Source organism: Flavobacterium procerum (genome assembly GCF_042431625.1).
GTDB classification, from domain to species: Bacteria; Bacteroidota; Bacteroidia; order Flavobacteriales; family Flavobacteriaceae; genus Flavobacterium; species Flavobacterium procerum.
Genome location: NZ_JBHLYW010000022.1, coordinates 559,481 through 581,989, shown reverse-complemented (window position 1 = coordinate 581,989; position 22,509 = coordinate 559,481). Strand labels below are relative to the sequence as shown.

Sequence of the window (22,509 nt, the reverse complement as noted above, 5' to 3'; positions counted from 1 at the left end):
TTAAAATTTATAAGTTACGGTAAGGCTCACATTTCTTGGACTTCCTGGAAATAGTCTTAGATAATTCTGAGCACCGAGCCAATACGTTTTGTTTAATAAATTGCCCGCATTAACGGCGATTTGTACATTGCTTTTACTTGGTTTGTAGAAAATCGCGGCATCAAAAATGGTAAAATCGGGAAGGGTAAAATCGCGGGTAAACCAAGGCACTTTACTACTTTGATACTGCATTCCGATACCAATTCCGAGATCTTTCAAAGCCGAATCTGAAGCAAAATTGTAACGTGTCCATAAATTGGCGCTGTTTTTTGGCGTATTTTGCTTTCTCGCACCAATTAAGGCTGGATTGCTGTCTTTTGTGATTTCGGCATCGATATAACTGTAGGATGCGTTAATCTGCCAATCAGGCGTAATGTAACCCGCCAAATCACATTCGAAACCGCGACTTCTTTCAGAACCTCTCGTTACGAGTAAATCCGGATTTGCAGGATCATTGGCGTTCATTAAAATGTTTTTCTGATTGATTTCGTAAATCGCTGCATTAAAGCTCATGGAATTGTTCAAAAATGTTGTTTTGATACCGATTTCTTTCAAATCGCTTTCGAGAGGATCAAACAAACTTCCGCCAGGTAAAGAACCTGTTTGAGGCATCAATGTAACCGTATTAGATTGTGGCTGATAACCTTCTAGATAAGTGGTATAAACATTTATGGCATTGTTAACCGCATATGTAATTCCGATTCTTGGCAGTAATGCTGATTTTTTGACCTTCAGTTCATTGTTGGTTTCATAATTCGTAATATCCTCAAACCATTCGTTTCGCAATCCCAGCAAAAAAGTAAAATTTTCCCATTGGATTTGATCCTGAATATAAATCGCATTTGTTGTCGTTAAAGCCGAAGGAAGTGCAGTTCGTACATTCAATGTATAATCTTCTGGACTTGTAAGCGTATATTTCGGATTATTCAAATTGAAATAATCAACGTTTGGTTTTGGCATCGTAACACCGTCAATAGTCACTGTCTGATAGTTAGAAGCATTTGCCACAACAAAAGAGCTTGCAACAGTTCCGTCGTTCAATAAATAACCCCTTGCAGCATTTTGCCCGCCACCTTTGTTTTTATTCCAGCTGTTTAAATCATAACCTACCAATAGTTTATGATTGAGTTTTCCTGTTTTTAAATCAAAATTGAGATAAGCGCTCAAGTTGTCTACATCCCAGTTTTGTTGACGCTGTACAAACTGCATCATGGCGAGATTTGAGACCTGCTGGTTGTTCATATCAACAGCAAAAGCATTTGTAGTTCTGTGTTCCTGAAGATTTTCTGTCCAAGTCTGTTTCATGTACGAAGCATTAAAACCGATTTTAGAAGTAAATTTATGAGCAAAATTGGTCATCAAAATCATTTCTTTTGATTTGAAGAAATCACTTGGAGCAGCCAGATTCAGGCTTATTGGTGTTTTGTTTAAGCTTGTCTGTCCAGCAACAGCGCCAAAAATAGGCTGTCCGCGATCTATAATTCCGCTCATATCGCTCAGAATTAATTCAGTATTAATTGCGGTTTTTTCATTCGGAATATAACTAAATGAAGGAGAGATCAAAAACGATTTATTATTGACTAAATCACGAAACGATTTTGCCTGCTGATAGGCTCCGTTTACACGATACAAAAGTGTTTTTGATTCATTCAAAGGACCCGTAAAATCTAGTGTCGTACGAAGAGTATTAAAACTGCCCACACTCATGCTGATTTCTTTTCGGTCAATAGCCAAAGGCTTTTTGGTCACCATATTGATGCTTCCGCCTGGGTCAACTGATGAAAAAGACGCGCTCGACGGGCCTTTGATTACTTCAACACGTTCAATATTACTGGTCAAAGGTTGTAGAAAGTAATATTGACGCGTTCGCATTCCGTTAATAATCTGTCCTTCTTCGTTCTGGCTGATACCTCTAATCGTATATTGATTGTAATAACTTGCCGGAATTACGCCACTGGTCATTTTTACCGCATCGGCCAAATAAAAAGCGGCTTTATCTGCGATTAATTCTTTAGTAACGGTAGAAATTGACTGTGGAATATCTTTGTTTAAAGATGCTGTTTTAGTAGCTGAAAACGAATAATCACTATTGTATTTTTTAGCCGAACGACCAATAATTTCAACAGTTTGTAGTTCGTTTTTCTTTGCTTCGAGTGCGGTCGAATCCTGCGCTGTGCTATCCTGTACTTTTGCGTTTCGCGTTTGTGCCTGAATTGCTGCGAGATTAATTATAAAAAAAGCTGGGATGAATAAATGTTTCATTAGGAAAATGGGTCGTTTAAACGGTTTGCAAATACAAATTCTCAAGCTCATTAGCCGAAATTTTTTCTGCTTCTATAACGGTAACCAGATTTCCCTGTTTCATAATACCGATATGTGAAGCGACTTCTCGCGCTCTGAAAATATCATGAGTAGCCATTAAAATAGCAGTTCCGTCTGCGGAAAGCTCTTTTAAGATTTGCGAAAATTCATTTGAAGCTTTCGGATCTAAACCACTTGTAGGTTCGTCAAGCAACAACACTTTTGCTTGTTTTGCGATTGCAATGGCAATTCCCACTTTTTGGCGCATTCCTTTAGAATAACCTCCAAGGTTTTTATCGTGAGCCGAAACCTGCAGTCCCGCTTTGTTTAAAAAATAAGTCAATTCGCCTTTAGAATACTTAAAACCTGCCAGCGAAGAGAAAAATTTAAGATTTTCTAAACCTGTTAAATTAGGATATAACATTACGGTTTCGGGTATATAAGCGACATGTTTTTTGGTTTCCTGAGCATTTTCTGTAACCGATATATTATTGATTTCCAATTCGCCTGATGTCGGCTCGATAAAACCTAGAAAAAGATTGATTGTAGTGGTTTTTCCTGCTCCATTCTGACCTAAGAGCGCAAATATTTCTCCCTCTTTAATCGTTAAGTTCAGCGAATTCAAAGCAGTGTAATCACCATATTTTTTGGTCAGATTTTTTACTGTAAGCATAATTGTATGGATTTATTATTAAAATGTATAAATGAGTAGCTCAGTTTCGGAACTTTAAAACGTCCGAAACCATGATTTTTTTTAGTTTTTGTTGAAGTTTACAAGGGAATTCGGTGGTTTCAGAAAAATAGAATAGAGATTTTCTTTTATTTCGAAAAGAAACAAAAGAGTACTATTTCCATTTTTAAAAAACGAAAAAGAATTGAATAGCCGAAATTGTAAACTAAAGTAAAGTAGGAGGTGCCCTTAAGGCAAAAAGACTTCCTTTGAAGAAAGTTGAAACAGTCTTGCAATAAGAAAAAACAGCCCTAACATTCGTAACGGTTTTCTGAAAAACAACCGCTTTGAATGTATTAGGAATGTAAGTGCTAAAAGTGAAATGACAGATATGACACTGCGAATCGGTGTCGTGGCTGTGTGTTATTTCCTGTTTGTTTTCGCTTGTGTGATGATGGCAGGACTGTTCTGTTAACTGCTTTAAAATATGCTCGTAGGAATGAATGGTCTGAAATAGCATTGCAGACAATACCATAACAGACATCAGGAAATTGATGATGATAATTTTCTTTTTCATTCCAGAACTGAATTGCGAACTTTCGTTAATTGAAAATACGCAACAAGGTTGCAAATATAAACATCCAGCTTTAAAATACAGTGAAATTTAGATAAATAAAATTCTAAAAAAGCTTTTAAAGATTATTATACAACAGCTGAAGTGTATGAAAATCAGACGATCCGTCGAAATATTTATGAAGCACTTCTTGAAAAACAGGCTCTGAATTTTGAATGCTTGCAAATAAAGTCATACAAGATTTCAGTTTTTCAAGATCAGGAGTGCCAAATATTTCATCGGCATTTTTTTCTTCATTTTTAATCAGTTCTCCAGTGATTTCTATAAGATGTTTTCCTAAAATCGGGTGCTCTAAAAAAGCTATTGCTTCATCCGCATTCTTAATTTCATAAAACTTTGAAGTGTCGCTTGAGCCCATTCCTTTTATTTGAGGAAAAATAAACCACATCCATGGAGATTCTTTTTTACCTTTTTTAATTTCATTAAGAGCCGTTAAATACAATTTGTTCTGAGCATCTAAAAAGCGGAGCAATTCATTATTATTGTAAGCCATTATTTACTGATTTTAATTTGGGGGGAATCAGGCGATAAATCTACAGAAAATATGTTAAGAAGGGCAATGCTGTATATTTTTTTATTGCTATTTTTTTTAGTATAGGCAACAGATTGCGCAGCTCAAAACAGGTGTAAAAATTTAGCTGCAAACAGAATTAATTTTGCCTAAAATAGATTCCAAAATTAGGAGAATCCGTTGGGTGAAATAGAATAAATAGCTTCTTTCAAGAATTAAAATCTAATTTGATCTGCTAAAATCCTTTTGAAATCTGCGTGAAATCCTTTTGCTTATAGATTTTTCACGCAGATTCATACAGATTAAAGCAGATTTAGACAGATTTATAGCTAAGCTGATTTAATAGAATTGAAAAAAAAATTTCACCCAACGGGTTAGGAGAACAAAACAATCATTAGTACAAAAAATCTTGTTAAGAAGGTTATTAAATGTTATTATTAGCTGTTTTGATTAGCAGAATTGTTATAAAATTTCTATATTTATAAAATTAGGATATTTTTGAAGGAACAGTAAAATCAGATTTTTATAAGCTGTAATCTTCAAAAAATGTCAATTTCTTCTAACGAGTTTCATACTCAATTAAAAAATAATATATGAAAATAGGACTAATCGGATTTGGAAAGACTGGAAAATCAGTAGCATCAATACTACTGGAAAACGAAAAATTCTCACTAGAATGGGTTTTAAGACAAAGTAAGGTTTTAGAAAACAGATCGGTTTCTGAATTTTTTGGTGTTGAGTCAGACAAACCCGGTTTGATCTATTCTAGCTCAAAAACTTCCATCGAAGAATTACTAGACAAACATCCAGTTGACGTAATTATTGATTTTTCGTCAGACAACGGAATTTATACGTATGGTGAAATTGCGGCACAGAAAAATGTCAAAATCATTTCGGCGATATCGCATTATAAAGAAAAAGAATTAAAATTCTTAGAAAAATTATCTAAGAAAACTACTGTTTTTTGGTCACCAAATATCACTTTAGGAGTAAATTATTTGCTGTTTGCTGCAAAGTTTTTAAAGAAAATAGCTCCGTGGGTAGATATTGAAGTAAATGAAGAGCATTTTAAAACAAAACAAGGTACGTCTGGTACAGCGGTTAAGATTGCCGAGGCTCTAGATGTTGATAGAGAAAATATTAATTCGGTTCGAGCGGGAGGAATAGTAGGAAAACACGAAGTTATTTTTGGATTCCCGTTTCAGACCGTACGATTAATACACGAATCCATTTCGAGAGAAGCCTTTGGAAATGGAGTAATTTTTGTTGCCGAAAACTTAAAAGGAAAAGATAAAGGTCTTTATAATTTTGAAGATATTTTGACACCTTATTTTACGGTTTAGTTTTTTTAGTATGCCACAAAGGCACTAAGACCCAAAGCTTTTTGTCTCATTTTTGTCATTTCAACTGAAAGGAGAAATCACATGAGGAGCTCTACAAAAATTGACGACTCTCTTTGTGTAAGTACAAATGTGATTTGCTTTTCCTATTGGGTATTACTCGGGTCTCCTTTCAATCGAAATGACAAATCGTACCTAATTATTTCCTGAAAGTCAAAGCTTTCATATATTCTAAATTCATTCTAGCGATTGAAAGTACTGAAATTCCCTGCGGACATTCGATTTCGCAGGCTCTTGTATCAGAACAAGCGCCAAAACCTTCTAAATCCATTTGTTTTACCATTGATAGCGCACGTTTAGGAGCTTCTATTTTTCCTTGTGACAGTATGGCTAAATGCGTTATTTTAGCTCCTACAAACAAAGCTGCGCTGGCATTTTTGCACGAAGCAACACAGGCACCACAGCCAATGCAGGCCGCAGCATCAAAAGCTTCTTCGGCAGTTTCGTAAGAAATCGGAATACTGTTGGCTTCAGGCGCCTGTCCAGTCGAGGCGCCGATAAATCCTCCTGAAGCAATAATAGCATCAAATGCTTTTCGATCTATTTTTAAATCACGCAAAACAGGAAAAGCCTTCGCCCGAAATGGCTCAATATAAAGTGTATCTCCATCTTTAAAACTTCTCATATGAAGCTGACAGGTTGTGGTATTTTTTAATGGTCCATGAGCTCTTCCGTTAATCATAACACCGCATTGCCCACAGATTCCTTCACGACAGTCATGGTCAAACTCAATCACACGCTCGCCTTGCTGAATTAGATTTTCGTTTAAAAGATCCAACATCTCAAGAAAAGACATGTGTTCTGAAACTTTATCAATTTCATAATCCGTAATTTCTCCTTTTGATGTAGCATCAAACTGCCTCCAAATTTTCAGATAAAGTTTCATTTTTTAGTTTTTAGTTTGTTGTACTCCTTAGTTCTTAGTGCTTAATATTGAGCTTTTAGTTTAACTTTTGCAACTCATAACTTTTTATTTTTGACTTATTTATAGCTTCTTACAGTAAGTTCTACGGCTTCAAATTTTAAAGGTTCTTTATGTAGTTCGGGTTTGTTGTTTTGTCCTTTCCATTCCCAGGCAGAGACATAACAGAATTCTTGATCGTTTCGAACCGCTTCACCATCGGGAGTTTGGTATTCTTCCCTAAAATGAGCTCCACAGGATTCTTCACGTTGTAAGGCATCATAACACATTAATTCGGCTAATTCTATATAATCGGCAATTCTGCCTGCTTTTTCTAATTCACTATTCAAAGTATTATCGCCTGTAATTCTGAGGTCTTTTTCAAATGATGCTTTTAATTTTCTAATTTCGATAATGGCTTCTTCCAAATTCTTTCTGCTTCTAGAAAGTCCGCATTTCTCATAAAGTAAACGACCAATTTTTTTATGAAAATAATCAGCAGAAAGGGTTCCGTTAGTATGTAAAAAGCAATCTAACTGTCTTCTCACAGCGTTTTCGGCTTCTTCAAATGCAGGATGAGAAACATCGAATTTTGCTGTATTTAATTCACCTGCCAAATAATTCGGAATCGTATAAGGTGCTATAAAATAACCGTCTACACAAGCCTGAAGCAATGAATTTGCTCCGAGACGATTGGCGCCATGATCGGCAAAATTAGCTTCGCCCAAAGCAAATAAACCCGGAATTGTGGTCATTAATTCATAATCAACCCAAAGTCCGCCCATAGTGAAATGAGCCGAGGGCGAAATAAGCATGGGTTCTGTGTAAGCGTTAATTCCGGTAATCTTTTCATACATCGTAAAAAGATTACTGTATTTGGCTTCAATCTTATCTTTTCCCTGTGCTTTGATGGCATCAGAAAAATCTAAATAAATTGCATTTTTCATGGGGCCGACACCGTGTCCAGCATCGATTCTTTCCTTGGCTGCACGCGATGAAATATCTCTTGGCGCGAGATTCCCAAAGGAAGGATAACGGCGCTCTAAATAATAATCTCGTTCTTCTTCGGGAATTGAATTGGCATTTCTTTCATCATTTACGGTTTTAGGAACCCAGATGCGCCCATCATTTCGAAGTGATTCTGACATTAAAGTCAATTTGGATTGGTTTTCTCCATGTTGTGGGAGCGAAGTAGGGTGAAACTGAATCCAACTCACTCCAGCCATATAAGCGCCTTTTTTATGAGCTCTCCAAACGGCGGAACTGTTGCACCCCATTGCCAGCGTAGATAAATAATATACTTTGCCATAACCGCCAGAAGCTAGTACAACAGCATCGCCAACATGACGTTCTAGTTTTCCTGTTTCGAGGTTTCGGGCAATTATTCCTTTGGCTTTGCCATCAATAACAACCAATTCAAGCATTTCGTGACGAGTGTATAAAGCTACTTTTCCTAATGCTTTTTGACGTTCTAAAGCTTGATAAGCTCCCAACAAGAGCTGTTGTCCTGTTTGTCCTCTAGCGTAAAAAGTTCTCGAAACCTGAACACCTCCAAAAGATCGATTGTTGAGATAACCTGAATATTCTCGTGCAAAAGGAACACCTTGTGCAACGGCATGGTCTATCAATGCGGCAGAACATTCGGCTAGACGATACACATTAGCTTCACGAGATCGAAAATCGCCTCCCTTAATAGTGTCGTAAAACATTCTATAAGTGCTGTCGCCGTCATTTTTGTAGTTTTTGGCAGCATTTACACCGCCTTGTGCCGCGACAGAATGTGCGCGTCTAGGAGAGTCCTGAAAACAAAAAGATTTAATATTATAGCCTTGCTCAGCCAGGGATGCAGCGCATGAAGAGCCTGCGAGACCAGTACCAATGACTATAATAGTAAGCTTTTTTCGATTTGCCGGATTAACAAGTTTGGCTTTAGCTTTATAAGTACTCCATTTTTCAGAAAGTGGCCCTTCGGGTATTTTTGATTCCATCATTTTTAGTATTTAAAATGAATTCATACAAAAGCTTTAAAGTGAACTAAATTTAATATAAAATATTGATATTTAGTTGTTTTTGTATGAATTTATTTAAATGAAAATGAATTTTGCGTACCTAATAAGTGTAGGTTTTATTTCCCGATAATTTCTTTTCGATGTAAAGTTCCCCAGTCTTTTAAAGCGATTATTACGTTTGTTAAAGATCTGCTGTGTTCGGTTCGCGAATATTCTACAGTAGGCGGAAAAGTATCGTAGACTTTTCTGGTTACAAGTTTGTTGATTTCTAAGTCTTTAAGTTCTTTAGAAAGCATTTTATCTGTGATGCCGTTTATGTCTTTAGAAATTTCTTTGAAACGCTTTGGCCTGTCCGATAAAGCAATCAAAATAGGAAGTTTCCATCTTCCACTGAGAATTTCTAATGCATCTCTTACCGGTAATAATGCGGCCATGCATTCCTTCGGTTTGCAGTTTTTTTCGTCTATTTCGGGTATTTTTACCTCCGTTTCCATAAAAATATTGGGTTACTATCCTCAAGTATAGCGCTATCCTTGAGGATAGTACTATAAAATAGATAGCAAATGTAGATAAGTTTGTATCGTAAAACAAACATTATAAATTATGAGCCAGAAAATTCTAAAAATAATTACAAGTACCAACGGAGAGAGTTCTTTTAGTAATCAATTGTCAAATGCAGTTATTCAAAAATTAGCAGTAAATCAGCCAGATACGGAAATTCAGACACTTGATCTAACTCAAACGCCATTGCCATATTTGACTAATTCTCACATAAGTGCGGTTTATACTCCCGCAGAGGAGCATACGCAAGAGCAAACAGCTGTGTTAAAATATTCAGACGATGCAATACAGACTTTATTAGAATCAGATATTATCGTAATTGGCGTGCCTTTGTACAATTTTGGTATTCCTGCAGTTTTAAAAGGATGGATTGATCAGGTAGCGAGAGCAGGGAAAACTTTTAGTTATGCAGATGGAAGCCCAAAGGGGTTGGTTATCAATAAAAAAGTCTATCTTTCAATTGCTTCGGGAGCGATATTTTCTGAAGGTCCTTATAAAAGTTATGATTTTTCAGAATCTTATTTAAGAGCTGTTTTAGGATTTTTTGGAATGACAGATGTAACAACTTTTAGAGTAGAAGGAACAGCAATTCCGGATTTTGCGGGAAATGCATTGCCAAAAGCTTTGTCTACTGTAGAGGAATTTGCTTTTTAAAAATTAATTGAAGCTATTAAACAAATCTGCCAAATCTGCGCGCAAAATTATTTTCGCAGATTTCGCAGATTTATAAAATCAAATCAAACTCAAAAGATTGATATTACTTTTCGATTATCATAGTCACTCCCTGACCGCCTGCGGCACAGATAGAGACTAAACCTCTTCCAGAGCCTTTTTCGTTTAATAGTTTAGCCATTACACCAATAATTCTTCCGCCTGTTGCGGCAAATGGGTGCGCGGCTGCCAAACTGCTTCCTTTTACATTCAGTTTAGTTCGGTCGATGGCGCCGAGAGGTTTCTTTAAGCCAATTTCGGCACTCAATTCAGGACTTTCCCAAATTTTTAAAGTTGCTAAAGTCTGCGCCGCAAAAGCTTCGTGAATTTCGTAGTAATCAAAATCTTGAAGGTTTAATCCTGCTTTTTCTAACATTCTTGAAGCTGCAAATACAGGTGCCAATAAAAGATTATGTTGGTTTTTTACATATTCAATAGCTGCAATTTCTGCAAAAGTAATATAGGCTAACACAGGAAGTCCTTGTTCCTGAGCCCATTCTTCGCTTGCTAGAAGAATACAAGACGCTCCGTCGCTTAAAGGTGTAGAATTTCCAGCTGTCAAAGTACCGTTTACCTTATCAAAAGCAGGTTTTAATTTTGCTAGTTTTTCAAGTGTACTGTCTTTTCTAAGATTATTGTCTGTTTCTAATCCGTTAAAAGGTGTGATCATATCATCAAAAAAACCTTCGTCATAAGCTTTTGTCATGTTCAAATGACTTCTCAAAGCAAATTCATCTTGATCTTCTCTTGAAATTTTATAATGTTTTGCAGTAATTTCGGTATGTCCTCCCATCGAAAGACCGGTTTGGGACTCTTCATTTTTAGGTACTAATGGAGAAAAATCTTTTGGGCGAAGTTTTAAAAATGTTTTGATTTTGCTGCCTAATGTTTTTGCTTGTCTTGCTTCTAATAAAACTTTTCTAAGTTTTTCGCTCACTGCAATCGGCATATCACTTATAGAATCTACACCACCAGCAATTCCAGACTCAATTTGTCCGAGAGCAATTTTGTTGGCAATATAAACAGCACTTTCAATTCCGGTATCACAAGCTTGCTGTAAATCGCAGGCAGGAGTAGCAGGATCAAGGCTAGTTTTCATCACGCATTCCCTAATCAGATTATTGTCATAAGTATGTTTAATTACTGCACCACCAGCAACTTCGCCTAATAATTTTCCTTTTAGGTTGTATTTGTCAATAAGACCATCAAGAGCAGCAGTCATCATTTCTTGATTTCCTACCGTAGAATAGGCGGTGTTAGCACGTGCAAACGGAATTCTGTTATAACCCACAATGGCTACTTTTCTGATGGTATTTGATTTCATATCGGATTTTTATTAAATGAATTTGTTTTTGAAAGTATAAAGATAAAAATAGAAATCGGTCTAAGACTTAATGTAGATTAATATTTTATAAAGAAATAACTTAAGATTATTGCCCGACATATTTTTTTTCCTGCTAATTTATTTCAAAATGTTATATTTATTTAGAATGAATAAAAATAATTTGGAAAACCCGATATTTGAAATTACTTTTGTGCAACAATTATAAAATGAAACCAAATGAAAATAATTTTTAAGAAAAAGGTATGCTTTTTCGTATTGCTTTTGAGCTCATTGAACATGATGGCACAAGAGTTTGGAAAAGTTGCCGGTAAAGTTTCTTTAAGCGGTAATAAGCCAGCAGAAAATATTTCTGTAACCTTAAAAGGCACAAAATATTCGGATGTTACGACAGTTTCCGGACAATACGAAATCACTAGAGTAAAGCCAGGCAATTATACGATTGTAATTCGTGCTGTTGGCGTCGCACCAGTTGAAGACAATATTGTAGTTACAGCAAATAAGACTACCACGAGAAACTTTTCATTAAATGAAAGCCAAGAAGATTTAAATGAAGTAGTTATTACAAAAAATAAATACAAGCAAGACAAACCTTCAATGTCACTTCGTTTACAGACGCCGGTTCTTGAAATACCGCAAAACGTTCAGATTGTAAGCGGACAAACCCTAAAGGATCAGCAGATTACAAGTATGAGCGACGGAGTAATTCGTAACGTGAGTGGTGCTGTTCGTTTAGAGCACTGGGGAGATTTGTACACGAATATTACTATGAGAGGTTCTCAAATTCAGGCTTTTAGAAATGGTTTTAACGTAGTTTCTTCTTTCTGGGGACCATTAACAGAAGATATGAGTTTTGTTGACCATATCGAATTTGTAAAAGGACCAGCGGGATTTATGCTTTCAAGTGGTGATCCAAGCGGATTGTACAATGTGGTGACTAAAAAACCAACAGGAGTTACAAAAGGCGAGGTGAGTGCTATAGTAGGAAGTTATGATTTCTACAGAGTAAGTTTAGATCTTGACGGCAAATTAGACAAACAAGGAAAATTATTATACCGTTTTAACGGATCTGCTCAAAAGAAAGGATCTCATCGTCCGTTTGAGCACAATGACCGTTATGCAATTGCTCCGGTAATTTCGTATCAGTTTGATGACAAAACAAAATTGACATTTGAGTACAATTTTCAATATGCAAATATGACAGAAGTTGGTTCTTACTATGTTTTCGGACCAGAAGCAGGTGGTTATGCAACAATGCCTCGTAATTTTACGATGACACAGCCAGGATTACCAGATACTAATATTCAGGATCACAGTGGTTATTTGCAATTTGAACATAAATTTGATGACAACTGGAAGTTAACAGCACAGACTTCTTACTTTAAATACATTCAGCAAGGTTACAGCTCTTGGCCCAATACTGTTGGTTCAGACAAAAATGCTCTTGGTAACGGAAATATCATTAGAAATGTGGGAATTTGGGATGCAGAAAGCAATATGTACTTGGGGCAAATATTTGTAAACGGAAAATTCAATACAGGTGGCGTTTCTCATAAAATATTAGGAGGAGTAGATTTAGGAAGCAAAGATTATATGGCAGATTGGGGACAATCGCATAATTTAGACACAGCAGCCAATCCTTTCAATGTTTATAATCCAAATTATGGTACCCCGTCAAACGGTTTCCCGCAATTTGATCACGATACTCCTCTTAGCCAGAGAGCAGGCGGACTTTACGGTTCTGATTACGCAGCTGGATATATTCAAGATGAACTAGGTTTCTTTCAGAATAAATTAAGAGTAACTCTTGCTGCTAGATATACATGGATCAGTCAAACGAGCACTTATGATGTACCTCAAGAAGATAGTCATATTACACCAAGAGCTGGTCTAAGTTTTTCCATTACTGATGATTTGGCGATATATGGATTATACGATCAGGCTTTTACACCTCAATCTGGAATTACGAAAAATGGTGATGCTATCAGACCGCTAACAGGAAATAATGTGGAGTTTGGTATCAAAAAAGATTGGTTTGATGGTTCATGGAGTACTACTTTGTCTGCTTACAGAATTATAAAGAAAAATGAACTTACTGCTGACCCTTCAAATGGTCCGAATGATGTCTATAAAGTTATTTTGGGAGAAAAAGAATCACAAGGTGTTGAGTTTGATGTTAGAGGAAAACTTTTTGATGGTCTTAATTTAATTGCTAACTATGCTTTTACAGAATCTATTGTAACTGAGTCAAGAATAGGTAGCATCGCAGCAGGAAGTACCGTTCCGGGATTTGCAAAACATACTGCAAATGCATGGCTAAACTATACCGTTCAGTCTGGCAAATTAAAAGGATTTGGTGCTTCTATTGGTGGTACTTTCCTTGACGGACGTCACACGGATACTTGGAGTGAAGGCCTTGAGGGATTGCCAACTTATTTTAAACTTGATGGTGGACTATCGTATGAAATCGGAAAAGTAAAAGTTACAGCAAACGTATTCAATATTTTAGATAGATACTTATACAGTGGTTCTTACTACAATTGGCTTGAAGCTTATTACTGGCAATCAGAACCAGGAAGAAACTTTAGAGTTGGTGTATCTTACAAATTCTAAGAAGATTTGTTTTAGTTGAAAAAATACAAATCGAAAAAAAAAGCATCTGTTAATTCAGATGCTTTTTTATTTTTGTTGTAAAGAGACAAAGGCGCAAAGGTTCAAAGGTTCAAAGTTTTTTTGACTTTATGAGCTTATAATTTTCTCACTCAGATTTGCTTCGCCTATTCGCTATAGCTCGGGTTGCAGATTGAGCAGATTATTTGTTTAATTATTCTTTTATCTGCTTAATCTGCGAGAGATATATTTCTTTTTAAAATATATTAATGAGAAAAACCAAAAGATATACTAGTAATAATAATCAAAACAACGATTAATGTGATTGCAACATATAGATAATCCTTCTCTAATAAAAATGAAAACAACGAAAGTAAAACCCTTAAAACTGGTGTTAAAAACAGCAAAATAATTCCGGTAAAAATCAATGATTCTCCATTTCCATTAATTGCTCCGTTGTAAATTGCAGCGATGACTTCAAAAATATTTCTGTCATTTTCTTTAAAAACAGAATAATCTTCAATCTGATTTCCGTTATGCAACAAGTACACAATGCCGCCAATAAAAGCTACTGATAAAGAAATCCAGACTCCGTAGCGCAATAAATTTCCGACTATAGCCTGAAAGTCTTTTTCTCCAAATTTTTCTTCTTGTATCATATTAGATTTTTCCATTTAGTCCGTTGTAGATCATGTTAACTGCCAGAACAAAAATCAGGCAGGCAAAAAAGACTCTCAATTTTTTCGGATTTGTTCGTACCAAAACTTTTGCTCCAGCCATTGCACCAAATAAAACGCCAATTACGACTGGCATACAGATACCCGGTTCGATATACCCTTTTTGGATATAAATTACCGAACTCGCCATTGCTGTAACTCCCATCATAAAATTACTGGTTGTGGTAGAAACCTTAAACGGAACACGCATAATATTGTCCATTGCGATTACTTTAAAAGCTCCAGAACCAATTCCGAGAAGGCCCGACATCATTCCGGCAACACCCATCATGCTGAAACCACCGATTACGTTTTTGGTTCCGTAACGCACAATCTGTCCATCATGGGTCGGATAGGTTCCGTCAAGTTTTAACTTTTTAGCTAGTGGGCTAGATTCTAAAACGATATGTTCTTCTTTTTTGCGAAGCGAATTAATTGCAGAAAAAATCAATGTTAATCCGAATAATACAGCTATAAATGAAGTAGGGGCAATGGTCGAAAGAAGTGCACCGCAGACTGCTCCAATCGTAGTGGCAATTTCGAGAAAAATTCCCATTCGCATATTGGTAATTCCTTCTTTTACATAAGCAGCGGCAGAACCCGAGGAAGTTGCGATTACAGAAACCAGTGCGGCTCCAATGGCATAATGAATATCGACACCAAGAATAATTGTTAAGAGCGGGATAATTATGATACCACCGCCAAGTCCTGATAATGAACCGATAAAGCCTGCTAAAAAGGCACCCAGAATCATAATCAGGGTAAATGTAAGTATTGTCATTTAAGATATGTTTTTGTATTTGCTAATTTACGAATACAAATTTGTTCAGGAACTTAAATATAGCTTAAAAATTTTTTTAGTATTCAGTGTTCAGGTTTTTAGTATTCAGTCCTTAGTCCCTAGTTCTTAGTTCTTAGTTCTTAGTTCTTAGTTCTTAGTTCTTAGTTCTTAGTTCTTAGTTCTTAGTTCTTAGTTCTTAGTTCTTAGTTCTTAGTTCTTAGTTCTTAGTTCTTGGTTCTTAGCACTCAATAATCAATTTATTAATAATTAATCATTTAACAACCTATTCATTAGTGGTCAGTTTCTAAGTAATCGATAAAAACTGCGTCTGTCAGTTTTTGAACAATGAGTTCAGAACTGTCAAAATTTAAAACTTTGATAAAGGTTTTTAAAGTAAGCCACAACTGAACACTAAAAGTCTGACTACTAAATACTAAGAACTCCCCACTAAACCTTAAGTCTCAGCTTCGTAGGTGGATAACCGAAAATCCTTTTAAAGGCAATACTGAAATTTGAAACATTTTGATAACCCGAAAGATGGCTTATTTCCTGAATAGAAAGTGTAGTATCTGCCAGATATTGTCTCGCTTTATTCATTCTGATTTCCTGAAGATAACCAAAAACAGTATCACCGAAAATGACTTTAAAACCTTCTTTTAGTTTGGTTTGATTGACTCCGACTTTGCGAGCCAGTTCTACAATAGTGTACGGATTGTCAATATTTTCGCGTATTATCTGTGCAGCGAATTTGATTTTTTCAACATCTCCTCCTGCCATTTTTACGGCTTCTTTTTCATGGTCTAAACTATGATGGCTTAAAGCTATAAGCTCATAGATTTTAGATTCCATGTAAATTTTTCGGGTAAGTCCTTTATAAAAACAGTTTTTGATGTCTTGTATAACACCAAATATTTTGGCTCCGATTTTAATTTCGCCCTTAGAAAGTGCGGTACTGGTGTTTTTTTGAATATTATTCAGAAAATAATCCATCACTTTAGATTCTCCTTCATATTTGGTAAGGATATTTAAAGGAAGATGGATATCAAAAGTATTGTAAACGATGTCTTTTTTGAAATCAATTTTTGCATGATTGTCTTCGGCAGAAAGAAAAGTGATGTTTCCAGACATAGGAGCAGCAAAATCTTTGACAGAACTTGGATTGATATAACCTATTTTTTGATCAGAAAGATTAAAATGCATTTCAAGCAACGACGTTTCTCCATGACCAGAAATAGCCACATCGTCGTGCAGCTGATAATTTCCCTGCAAAATCGACAACTCTTCTGTAATGGTGTGTTCATGAAATAAAATGTCGCCTCTCGGAGTTACAAATTTTATATCCTTTTCACCTTCTAGTTCTATTTCTGTTAGACCAGAATCAAGTTTTTTCTCAGGTTCCAGAAAATCAGCAAAATCATTCGAATCAATCTTAAAAGCCATTTTTTATACTTCTATATTCATAATTAAAACTTCCATTTTCATAAAAGCATCCCTCACTAATCAAATACTTTTGCACTGGCAAATATAATTTATAATAAGTTTAAATAAAAACAGCTTGACATTTAAATTACACCTTTTATTCATGTTCTTAGCGGGTATTTTTTTCGGAAATGCCTGTCCTGTTCATATTCAAATTGAAGACAAACTTGGAAATCCGTTATCCAATATAACTGTTTTGATCGACAGTAAAGCGGTCGGAACGAGTAATAGTTCTGGTATTTTAGAGCTTTCGCTGAAAGAGGGGGTTTATCAGATTGAAGTAGTAAACAAAGCCGGAGTAAAACAGCAAAAGTCTGTTACTGTCAATTGTGACAAAGACAATCTTTTCAAGTTTATGTTAGATACTTCAAACCATGATTCGGCTGATTTAAAAGAAGTTTTGGTACAGAATAAAACCATAAAAACGCAGATTGAAGAATCTCCTTTCTCAGTTCAAGTCATTGATTTGAAAAAACAATACGATAAAGCAGGAGATGTTGGCGATTTTCTAAACCGTGCTTCGGGCGTAAAATTGCGAACAAATGGAAATGTTGGTTCTCAGGTTCAGATTAATTTAGGGGGACTTCAAGGAAAAGCAATCCGTATTTTTAAAGACGGTGTTCCGATTGAATTGTTTGGACACGGTTTCAGTCTCGGGACAATTCCGGTAAACATGCTCGACAGAGTAGAAATATATAAAGGTGTAATGCCAGTTTATCTTGCTTCGGATGCACTCGGAGGCGGAGTCAATTTGGTAAGCAGAACTTCTAATAAAAATTTTGGAGAAGTATCTTATGAAATCGCTTCTTTCAATACACACAGAGCAACGGCAAACTTTTATCTTCAAAACAAAAACAATTTCTACGGTGGATTTAATGGTTCTTTAAATTATTCTGACAACGATTATAAGGTCAACGTTCCGATTCAAAATGCTACAAATGAAGAATTTAAAAATGTAAGACGTTTTCATGATATGACCCGATCCAATTATGCAGAGGCATTTTTTGGAATAAAAGAAAAATCATGGGCAGACGATTTAAGATTGACGCTTATTTATTCTGATTTCTACAAACAAATCCAGAATGATGCACAGATGGTCAATGTTTACGGACAGGCATTCTCAAAAGAAAAAAACTACACGGGAATGGTTAATTACAAAAAGAAGTTTTTTGACGATAAACTAAAAGTAAGTTTCCTGACCAATTACAGTCATTTTAACACCAAATTTGTTGATACAACAACTGTTCGTTACAATTGGAACGGTGAAATTATTGGACGAAATTTACAGCCAGGAGAAATAAGAGCCGGCAATTTTCAGAAACTGAATTACGATTTTGTTTCTTCGAGATTGAACATGGAATATGAACTTTCTGAGCGCAACTTTTTAGAATTTAGTGAATTGTATCAGTACCAAAGAAGAAAGGGAAGTGATCCTTTGGGAGCAATTTCTATTATTGAAGGTGTTGATGTTATGACTGTTCCTGCTGTTTACCAAAAAGACAATATGGCGTTGGCTTGGCGCTCTTTATGGTTCGACAGCAAATTAGAAAGCATTGCTGCTGCAAAATACTACCATTACAATACCAACGGTTATACAACCGATAATTATGGTGCGGCTTGGAAATCGACTAAAGATGACAGTCAGTTTGGATATTTAGGAGGATTGAAATGGGCAGACAAAAACTATTTGATAAAATTCTCTTATGAATATGCTACGCGTCTTCCAGATGAATCTGAAATTTTTGGAGATGCCATCATGATTCGAGAAAATCTGGATCTTAAACCAGAAAAGAGCCAGAATTTAAACTTAAACGGAGAATATTCTATCCTAAACGAAAACAGCAGTCTTACTTTTTCGGGAAGTTTATTCTACAGAAATGCCAAAGACGGAATTTTTCTTCAATATGATATTCCCTTTAGTAGATACATTAATTATGAGCAGACTGAAATAAAAGGTTTTGAATTTGAAACCAATTATGCTCCAGCAAAATGGTTTAACACCGGATTTAATGTAACCTATCAGGATATTAGAAGAGTTGGAATCCAGGAAGCGACTTTTAGGTATCTAAACGATTCGAGAGTTCCAAATGTTCCGTTTTTATTTGGGAATTTCTGGGCCAATACTTATTTCAGAAACCTGTTTAAGGAAGGTGATAATTTGAGTTTTACATGGAATGCCAATTATACCCATCGATTTTTTTTGGTGGCGATTCCGAAAAATCAGGAACCTTCTTTGTTTGGACCTGTTAAGGATTTCCAAACATCCTTAATTATTCCGAAAGACGGAAGAACAGGACAGTTTTCTAATGATGTAGGGGTTTATTATCATTTTGCTTCTCATAAAACAACTGTATCAGCAGAATGCAGAAATATTGGAGATGTAAAACTGTACGATAATTTCAATGTTCAAAGACCTGGAAGATCTTTCCATTTCAAAGTAGTATATAATTTTTTTTAAATAAAACCATAAATCAGATCAATTATGAAAAGAAGCAATTCACTTCGTTCAGTACTGGCAGGAATAGCTGCTTGTATGATTTTATTTTCTTGCAGCAGCAATGACGATAACAACAGTCCAGACAATGGAAGCAACGACGATACTTTGCCAAAAAACGAAACTTGGATCATTTATAACGGCGCAGCCAACTGGAGCGGTGGTATTTATGCTTTAAAAGATAATAAATCTAGAGAAATCAATCTTTCTGGGTTGCCATTTCTTCAGGTAGCATCTTCTTTAGGAGGAAGAACGTTAGATAAAACACTTTTTAAAGTAAATGACGTATCTAATACAAAACAAGGAATCAACAAAATGGGAATTGATGCTACTGGTAAAATAGTAGATCAAGGCTTTTTGCCATCTTTGTCTAACGCTTACGAAACTAACTTTTTAATAGCGGGTCCAACAGAAGGTTACTATTGGGATAAAGTAAGAGGTGGATTGAAATTACAAAAATTCAACCCGACTACTATGGAAAGAACAGGAGAAATTGACTTTTCTTCACTTTCAGAAGGACAACCTTTAGAGTCAATCGGACAATTGATTATCGCAAAAAGAGAAAACAAATTGTATCTTGATTTATTGCTAGGAGATAAAGCAGCAGGAAACTGGCAAGTAACTCCATCAACTAATGAAGTAGCGATTGCAGTTTACGATTTGACAACAAACAAAATCGAGAATGTTACTAAAATGGGCGGAACTACTAACTTAGGAGTATTTATCGATCACGTTTTATGGAGCTTAGACGAAGTTACTGGAGATTTATATATCGGATCTGTTAGTGATATGAAACTACAGGCTTCTGCACTTTCTTCAAAAATCCTAAGAATCAAAAAAGGAGAAGTTAACTTTGATACAACATTTGCACTTGACATGAAAACGTATCAATTTCCTGCTGAGTTCAACAGACTTTTTGCTCACAACGGAAAAATTTATACTACAATCCCATCAAGAGCGGTTTCTTACTACGGTGGCGGACAGCACGGAGTTAGATACAGAGACGATGTTTGGTTTTGGAATGAAATTGATGTTGTTACTAAAAAAGCAACACGTTTAAACATGCCACCTGATAATTTCTATACAACACAAAATCCATTTTTCCATAATGGAGAGATTTATTTCTTATCAAATAGTACTTCAGATGGTTTCTCTGGTGTAAATCAGTATAACCCAGTTACAAAAGAAGTAAAAGAAACTTTCCGTTTAAAAGAAAGCGGAAGAATTATGGGATTCAATATTATCAAAGACTAATTTGATTTTAGTTTATAATGAAGATGGCGCAGCAATGCGTCATTTTTATTTTCTAGACGTTTTAATTTATAGGTATTGATTATATTTGAAAGTATATTAAAAAAATCGATATTGGTAAACAAAATCCTCACGTATTCATTGGCGCATCATAAAAGTCTGTTTTCTGATGTTTCGGGCAGAAATGAATATTTCTACATTCAGACAACAGATCATCCTTATATAAGCGAACCTTACCGTGCAGAAAGTTATGCAATCGAATTTCTAAGAAAGGGCAGCATCATTATGCAGACTCAGCTTGAAAAAGTTATTGTGGAAGCTCCGGCTATAATTACACTCGGTCCTTCTGTAATTCGGGGTTTTTCTAAAAACAGTGAAGAAATCTTAATTGATATCGTATTTTTTAAACCACAGTTTTTTCTCGAAAACCAAGCAGATGTTTTTTTCTTATCCAAATATTCTTTTTTTGAAAACAGTCAGGCGCACGTTTGCAAGCTCGCGGATGCGAATGAGCAAAAATTCGAACAGCTTTTTAATTTAATCAAAGAAACATCAAATACGCAATCAATGCATCAAGCTTCTATATTGCGAAGTTATTTGTACGTGCTGATTTATGAATTGGATACTATTCAACAGAAAATTGAAGCTCCAGAAAATCAAAATCCTTTATTCGAAAAATTTAAAACGACGCTTTTTAAAGATTTCCTGACGCAAAGAAGTGTGAGCTATTACGCAGATATGCTTAATGTAAGCCGAAAATATTTATCAGAAATAGTCAAAAAGAACAGCGGTAGAACGGCAGGCGAGTGGATCAATGAAATAATAATTCTGGAAGCCAAAGTCTTGTTGCAGAATAAGAGTTTGACCATAAGTGAAATTAGCAATCTGCTGCATTTTCCGGATCAGTCTGGATTTGGACGCTTTTTTAAAAATCATTCAGGTCTTTCTCCTTTAGAATACCGTAAGAATCTTTAGAAAAACGACTTTTTGCACAAAACTAAAGACATTCTGCACTTTTACACCTTTTTCAAACTTCTCAATTTTGTTTTTTAAATAGAATAGTTATGGAAAAATCAGCAAAATTTGTGGTTATTATAAATGATAATGTCTTTTGGATGGAAAACAAGGCCATTCAGTTTTACGTAAATTTGTTCGGCGAAAATCTAGGAACAAGATATGCGGAAGAAAAGCTTTCGCAGTCTGAGTTGTTTAAGATTCAGAATGATTTTTCGGTTGAGATTCTAATGGTTTATAATGGAGAAACGCCGCAGTCTTTCGCTAAACTCGATTCATCGAGATTGTCCAATCAAAATGTAGGCACTCTAAAGCCGATTAATTTAAGCGAAATAATCTATTTTGATTCGTCAGATATTAGCGTTCTTCTAAAACGCGCCGAAGAAATCGCCCGCCAACGCAAACAGGATTTGATTTGGATAAAAGCTTTTGCAGTTGACACCGATTTGGTAAAAACACTCAAATCACACAACTACGAAGAATTTAGTCTTGAAGCATCTGTTGAAAATCAATATGCCGAACAGCTTTATTTTAGAAAGAAATTAGCTTAAGGCAAACCTAAAACGAACAGAAGTAACCTTAAAATTACTTCTGTTTTTTTATATTCTGTTATCAACAGCAAAATAAGTCTTTCCGATATTAGCTAAAAGTAAAGCAGCAGCGGCGCTGGTCAAAACCGAATAATCAAAAGGAGCTTTTACAGAAACGGAAATTGCCATGGCAAATGCAAAAACCAGCATTAAAAACGTGGTTCCTAAAGCGGCAATTCTAGTTTTGAAACCGAAAAGCAGCAAAAGCGAGAATAAAATTTCAAGAGACGTTGCAATTCCTCCCAAAACTTCTGCTGTAGCTTTGTTGGCAAACGAATTAAGCGTTTGAGTGTAGGCTACAAAGTTGTCCCAGTTTCCCCAAACGACTCCATTTGAACCCGGAGGACCCCATAATCCGAAACGATCAGCCGTAGCCGAAAGCATAGTGATTGCTAAAACTATTCTCAAAATTAAGCCTGCTTCTAGTATGGTTATGTTTTTCATTAGTATTAAATGATTTGTATTTGAAGTCTTTATTGTTCTTATAAAGTAAGA

At 35.5% G+C, this 22,509-nt stretch carries 19 protein-coding genes; 7 read left to right on the top strand and 12 right to left on the bottom strand.

Annotated elements, in window-relative coordinates; translation table 11 throughout:
- From ACFFLS_RS21900 to ACFFLS_RS21885, 4 genes are all read right to left on the bottom strand, one after another.
- Window positions 1-2,301 (bottom strand): TonB-dependent siderophore receptor, encoded by a 2,301-nt coding sequence (locus ACFFLS_RS21900; RefSeq protein ID WP_379687463.1) that lies wholly within the window; start codon window positions 2,299-2,301, stop codon window positions 1-3.
- Between the two features lie 16 nt (window positions 2,302-2,317).
- On the bottom strand, window positions 2,318-3,013 hold the full coding sequence (locus ACFFLS_RS21895; RefSeq protein ID WP_379687461.1) for an ABC transporter ATP-binding protein: 696 nt from the start codon (window positions 3,011-3,013) through the stop codon (window positions 2,318-2,320).
- A gap of 223 nt (window positions 3,014-3,236) precedes the next feature.
- Entirely contained in the window at window positions 3,237-3,587 is a 351-nt protein-coding gene (locus ACFFLS_RS21890; protein ID WP_379687460.1) for a hypothetical protein, read from the bottom strand.
- A 115-nt stretch (window positions 3,588-3,702) separates the two neighbouring features.
- Window positions 3,703-4,137: a DUF1810 domain-containing protein gene (locus tag ACFFLS_RS21885; protein ID WP_379687458.1), complete on the bottom strand. Its 435-nt coding sequence runs from the start codon at window positions 4,135-4,137 to the stop codon at window positions 3,703-3,705.
- A 611-nt stretch (window positions 4,138-4,748) separates the two neighbouring features.
- Here ACFFLS_RS21885 and ACFFLS_RS21880 point away from each other — a divergent pair.
- Complete coding sequence (locus ACFFLS_RS21880; protein WP_379687457.1) at window positions 4,749-5,498, top strand: 4-hydroxy-tetrahydrodipicolinate reductase; 750 nt, start codon at window positions 4,749-4,751, stop codon at window positions 5,496-5,498.
- Window positions 5,499-5,694: 196 nt separating this feature from the next.
- Here ACFFLS_RS21880 and ACFFLS_RS21875 read toward each other — a convergent pair whose 3' ends face one another.
- The 3 genes from ACFFLS_RS21875 to ACFFLS_RS21865 all read right to left on the bottom strand — a co-directional run bounded on the left by ACFFLS_RS21875 (window position 5,695) and on the right by ACFFLS_RS21865 (window position 8,959).
- Entirely contained in the window at window positions 5,695-6,441 is a 747-nt protein-coding gene (locus ACFFLS_RS21875) for a succinate dehydrogenase/fumarate reductase iron-sulfur subunit (protein WP_379687456.1), read from the bottom strand.
- 95 nt (window positions 6,442-6,536) lie between these two features.
- Complete coding sequence (locus ACFFLS_RS21870; RefSeq protein WP_379687454.1) at window positions 6,537-8,447, bottom strand: fumarate reductase/succinate dehydrogenase flavoprotein subunit; 1,911 nt, start codon at window positions 8,445-8,447, stop codon at window positions 6,537-6,539.
- A gap of 134 nt (window positions 8,448-8,581) precedes the next feature.
- Window positions 8,582-8,959, bottom strand: a complete 378-nt coding sequence (locus ACFFLS_RS21865; protein ID WP_379687453.1) for a winged helix-turn-helix transcriptional regulator — start codon at window positions 8,957-8,959, stop codon at window positions 8,582-8,584.
- Window positions 8,960-9,068: 109 nt separating this feature from the next.
- Here ACFFLS_RS21865 and ACFFLS_RS21860 point away from each other — a divergent pair, with 109 nt between their 5' ends.
- Window positions 9,069-9,680 carry an FMN-dependent NADH-azoreductase gene (locus ACFFLS_RS21860; protein ID WP_379687451.1) on the top strand — a complete coding sequence of 204 codons (612 nt, stop codon included), beginning with the start codon at window positions 9,069-9,071 and terminating at the stop codon, window positions 9,678-9,680.
- Window positions 9,681-9,783: 103 nt separating this feature from the next.
- On the opposite strand, the gene ACFFLS_RS21855 is transcribed toward ACFFLS_RS21860, so the two are convergent.
- Entirely contained in the window at window positions 9,784-11,061 is a 1,278-nt protein-coding gene (locus tag ACFFLS_RS21855) for an acetyl-CoA C-acetyltransferase (RefSeq protein WP_379689648.1), read from the bottom strand.
- A gap of 237 nt (window positions 11,062-11,298) precedes the next feature.
- Here ACFFLS_RS21855 and ACFFLS_RS21850 point away from each other — a divergent pair, with 237 nt between their 5' ends.
- Window positions 11,299-13,692, top strand: coding sequence for a TonB-dependent siderophore receptor (locus tag ACFFLS_RS21850; RefSeq protein WP_379687447.1), 2,394 nt, complete (start codon window positions 11,299-11,301; stop codon window positions 13,690-13,692).
- Window positions 13,693-13,955: 263 nt separating this feature from the next.
- Here ACFFLS_RS21850 and ACFFLS_RS21845 read toward each other — a convergent pair whose 3' ends face one another.
- From ACFFLS_RS21845 to ACFFLS_RS21835, 3 genes are all read right to left on the bottom strand, one after another.
- On the bottom strand, window positions 13,956-14,363 hold the full coding sequence (locus ACFFLS_RS21845) for a DUF1634 domain-containing protein (RefSeq protein ID WP_379687446.1): 408 nt from the start codon (window positions 14,361-14,363) through the stop codon (window positions 13,956-13,958).
- Window positions 14,350-15,186 (bottom strand): sulfite exporter TauE/SafE family protein, encoded by an 837-nt coding sequence (locus ACFFLS_RS21840; protein WP_379687444.1) that lies wholly within the window; start codon window positions 15,184-15,186, stop codon window positions 14,350-14,352. Before ACFFLS_RS21840 ends, ACFFLS_RS21845 begins: the two co-directional genes overlap by 14 nt.
- 447 nt (window positions 15,187-15,633) lie before the next feature.
- Window positions 15,634-16,626 carry a helix-turn-helix transcriptional regulator gene (locus ACFFLS_RS21835; RefSeq protein WP_379687443.1) on the bottom strand — a complete coding sequence of 331 codons (993 nt, stop codon included), beginning with the start codon at window positions 16,624-16,626 and terminating at the stop codon, window positions 15,634-15,636.
- Window positions 16,627-16,741: 115 nt separating this feature from the next.
- On the opposite strand from ACFFLS_RS21835, the gene ACFFLS_RS21830 reads away from it, so the two are divergent.
- The 4 genes from ACFFLS_RS21830 to ACFFLS_RS21815 all read left to right on the top strand — a co-directional run bounded on the left by ACFFLS_RS21830 (window position 16,742) and on the right by ACFFLS_RS21815 (window position 21,975).
- Window positions 16,742-19,123 carry a TonB-dependent receptor gene (locus tag ACFFLS_RS21830; RefSeq protein ID WP_379687442.1) on the top strand — a complete coding sequence of 794 codons (2,382 nt, stop codon included), beginning with the start codon at window positions 16,742-16,744 and terminating at the stop codon, window positions 19,121-19,123.
- A gap of 24 nt (window positions 19,124-19,147) precedes the next feature.
- Complete coding sequence (locus tag ACFFLS_RS21825) at window positions 19,148-20,413, top strand: DUF4374 domain-containing protein (protein WP_379687440.1); 1,266 nt, start codon at window positions 19,148-19,150, stop codon at window positions 20,411-20,413.
- Between the two features lie 111 nt (window positions 20,414-20,524).
- The gene (locus tag ACFFLS_RS21820; RefSeq protein ID WP_379687439.1) at window positions 20,525-21,385 is read left to right on the top strand and encodes a helix-turn-helix domain-containing protein; all 861 of its coding nucleotides are present in this window, start codon (window positions 20,525-20,527) and stop codon (window positions 21,383-21,385) included.
- An 89-nt stretch (window positions 21,386-21,474) separates the two neighbouring features.
- Window positions 21,475-21,975: a hypothetical protein gene (locus ACFFLS_RS21815; RefSeq protein ID WP_379687437.1), complete on the top strand. Its 501-nt coding sequence runs from the start codon at window positions 21,475-21,477 to the stop codon at window positions 21,973-21,975.
- Between the two features lie 48 nt (window positions 21,976-22,023).
- Here the strand turns inward: ACFFLS_RS21815 and ACFFLS_RS21810 are convergent, their stop codons facing one another.
- On the bottom strand, window positions 22,024-22,458 hold the full coding sequence (locus tag ACFFLS_RS21810) for a DoxX family membrane protein (protein WP_379687436.1): 435 nt from the start codon (window positions 22,456-22,458) through the stop codon (window positions 22,024-22,026).
- Window positions 22,459-22,509: the final 51 nt, after the last annotated feature.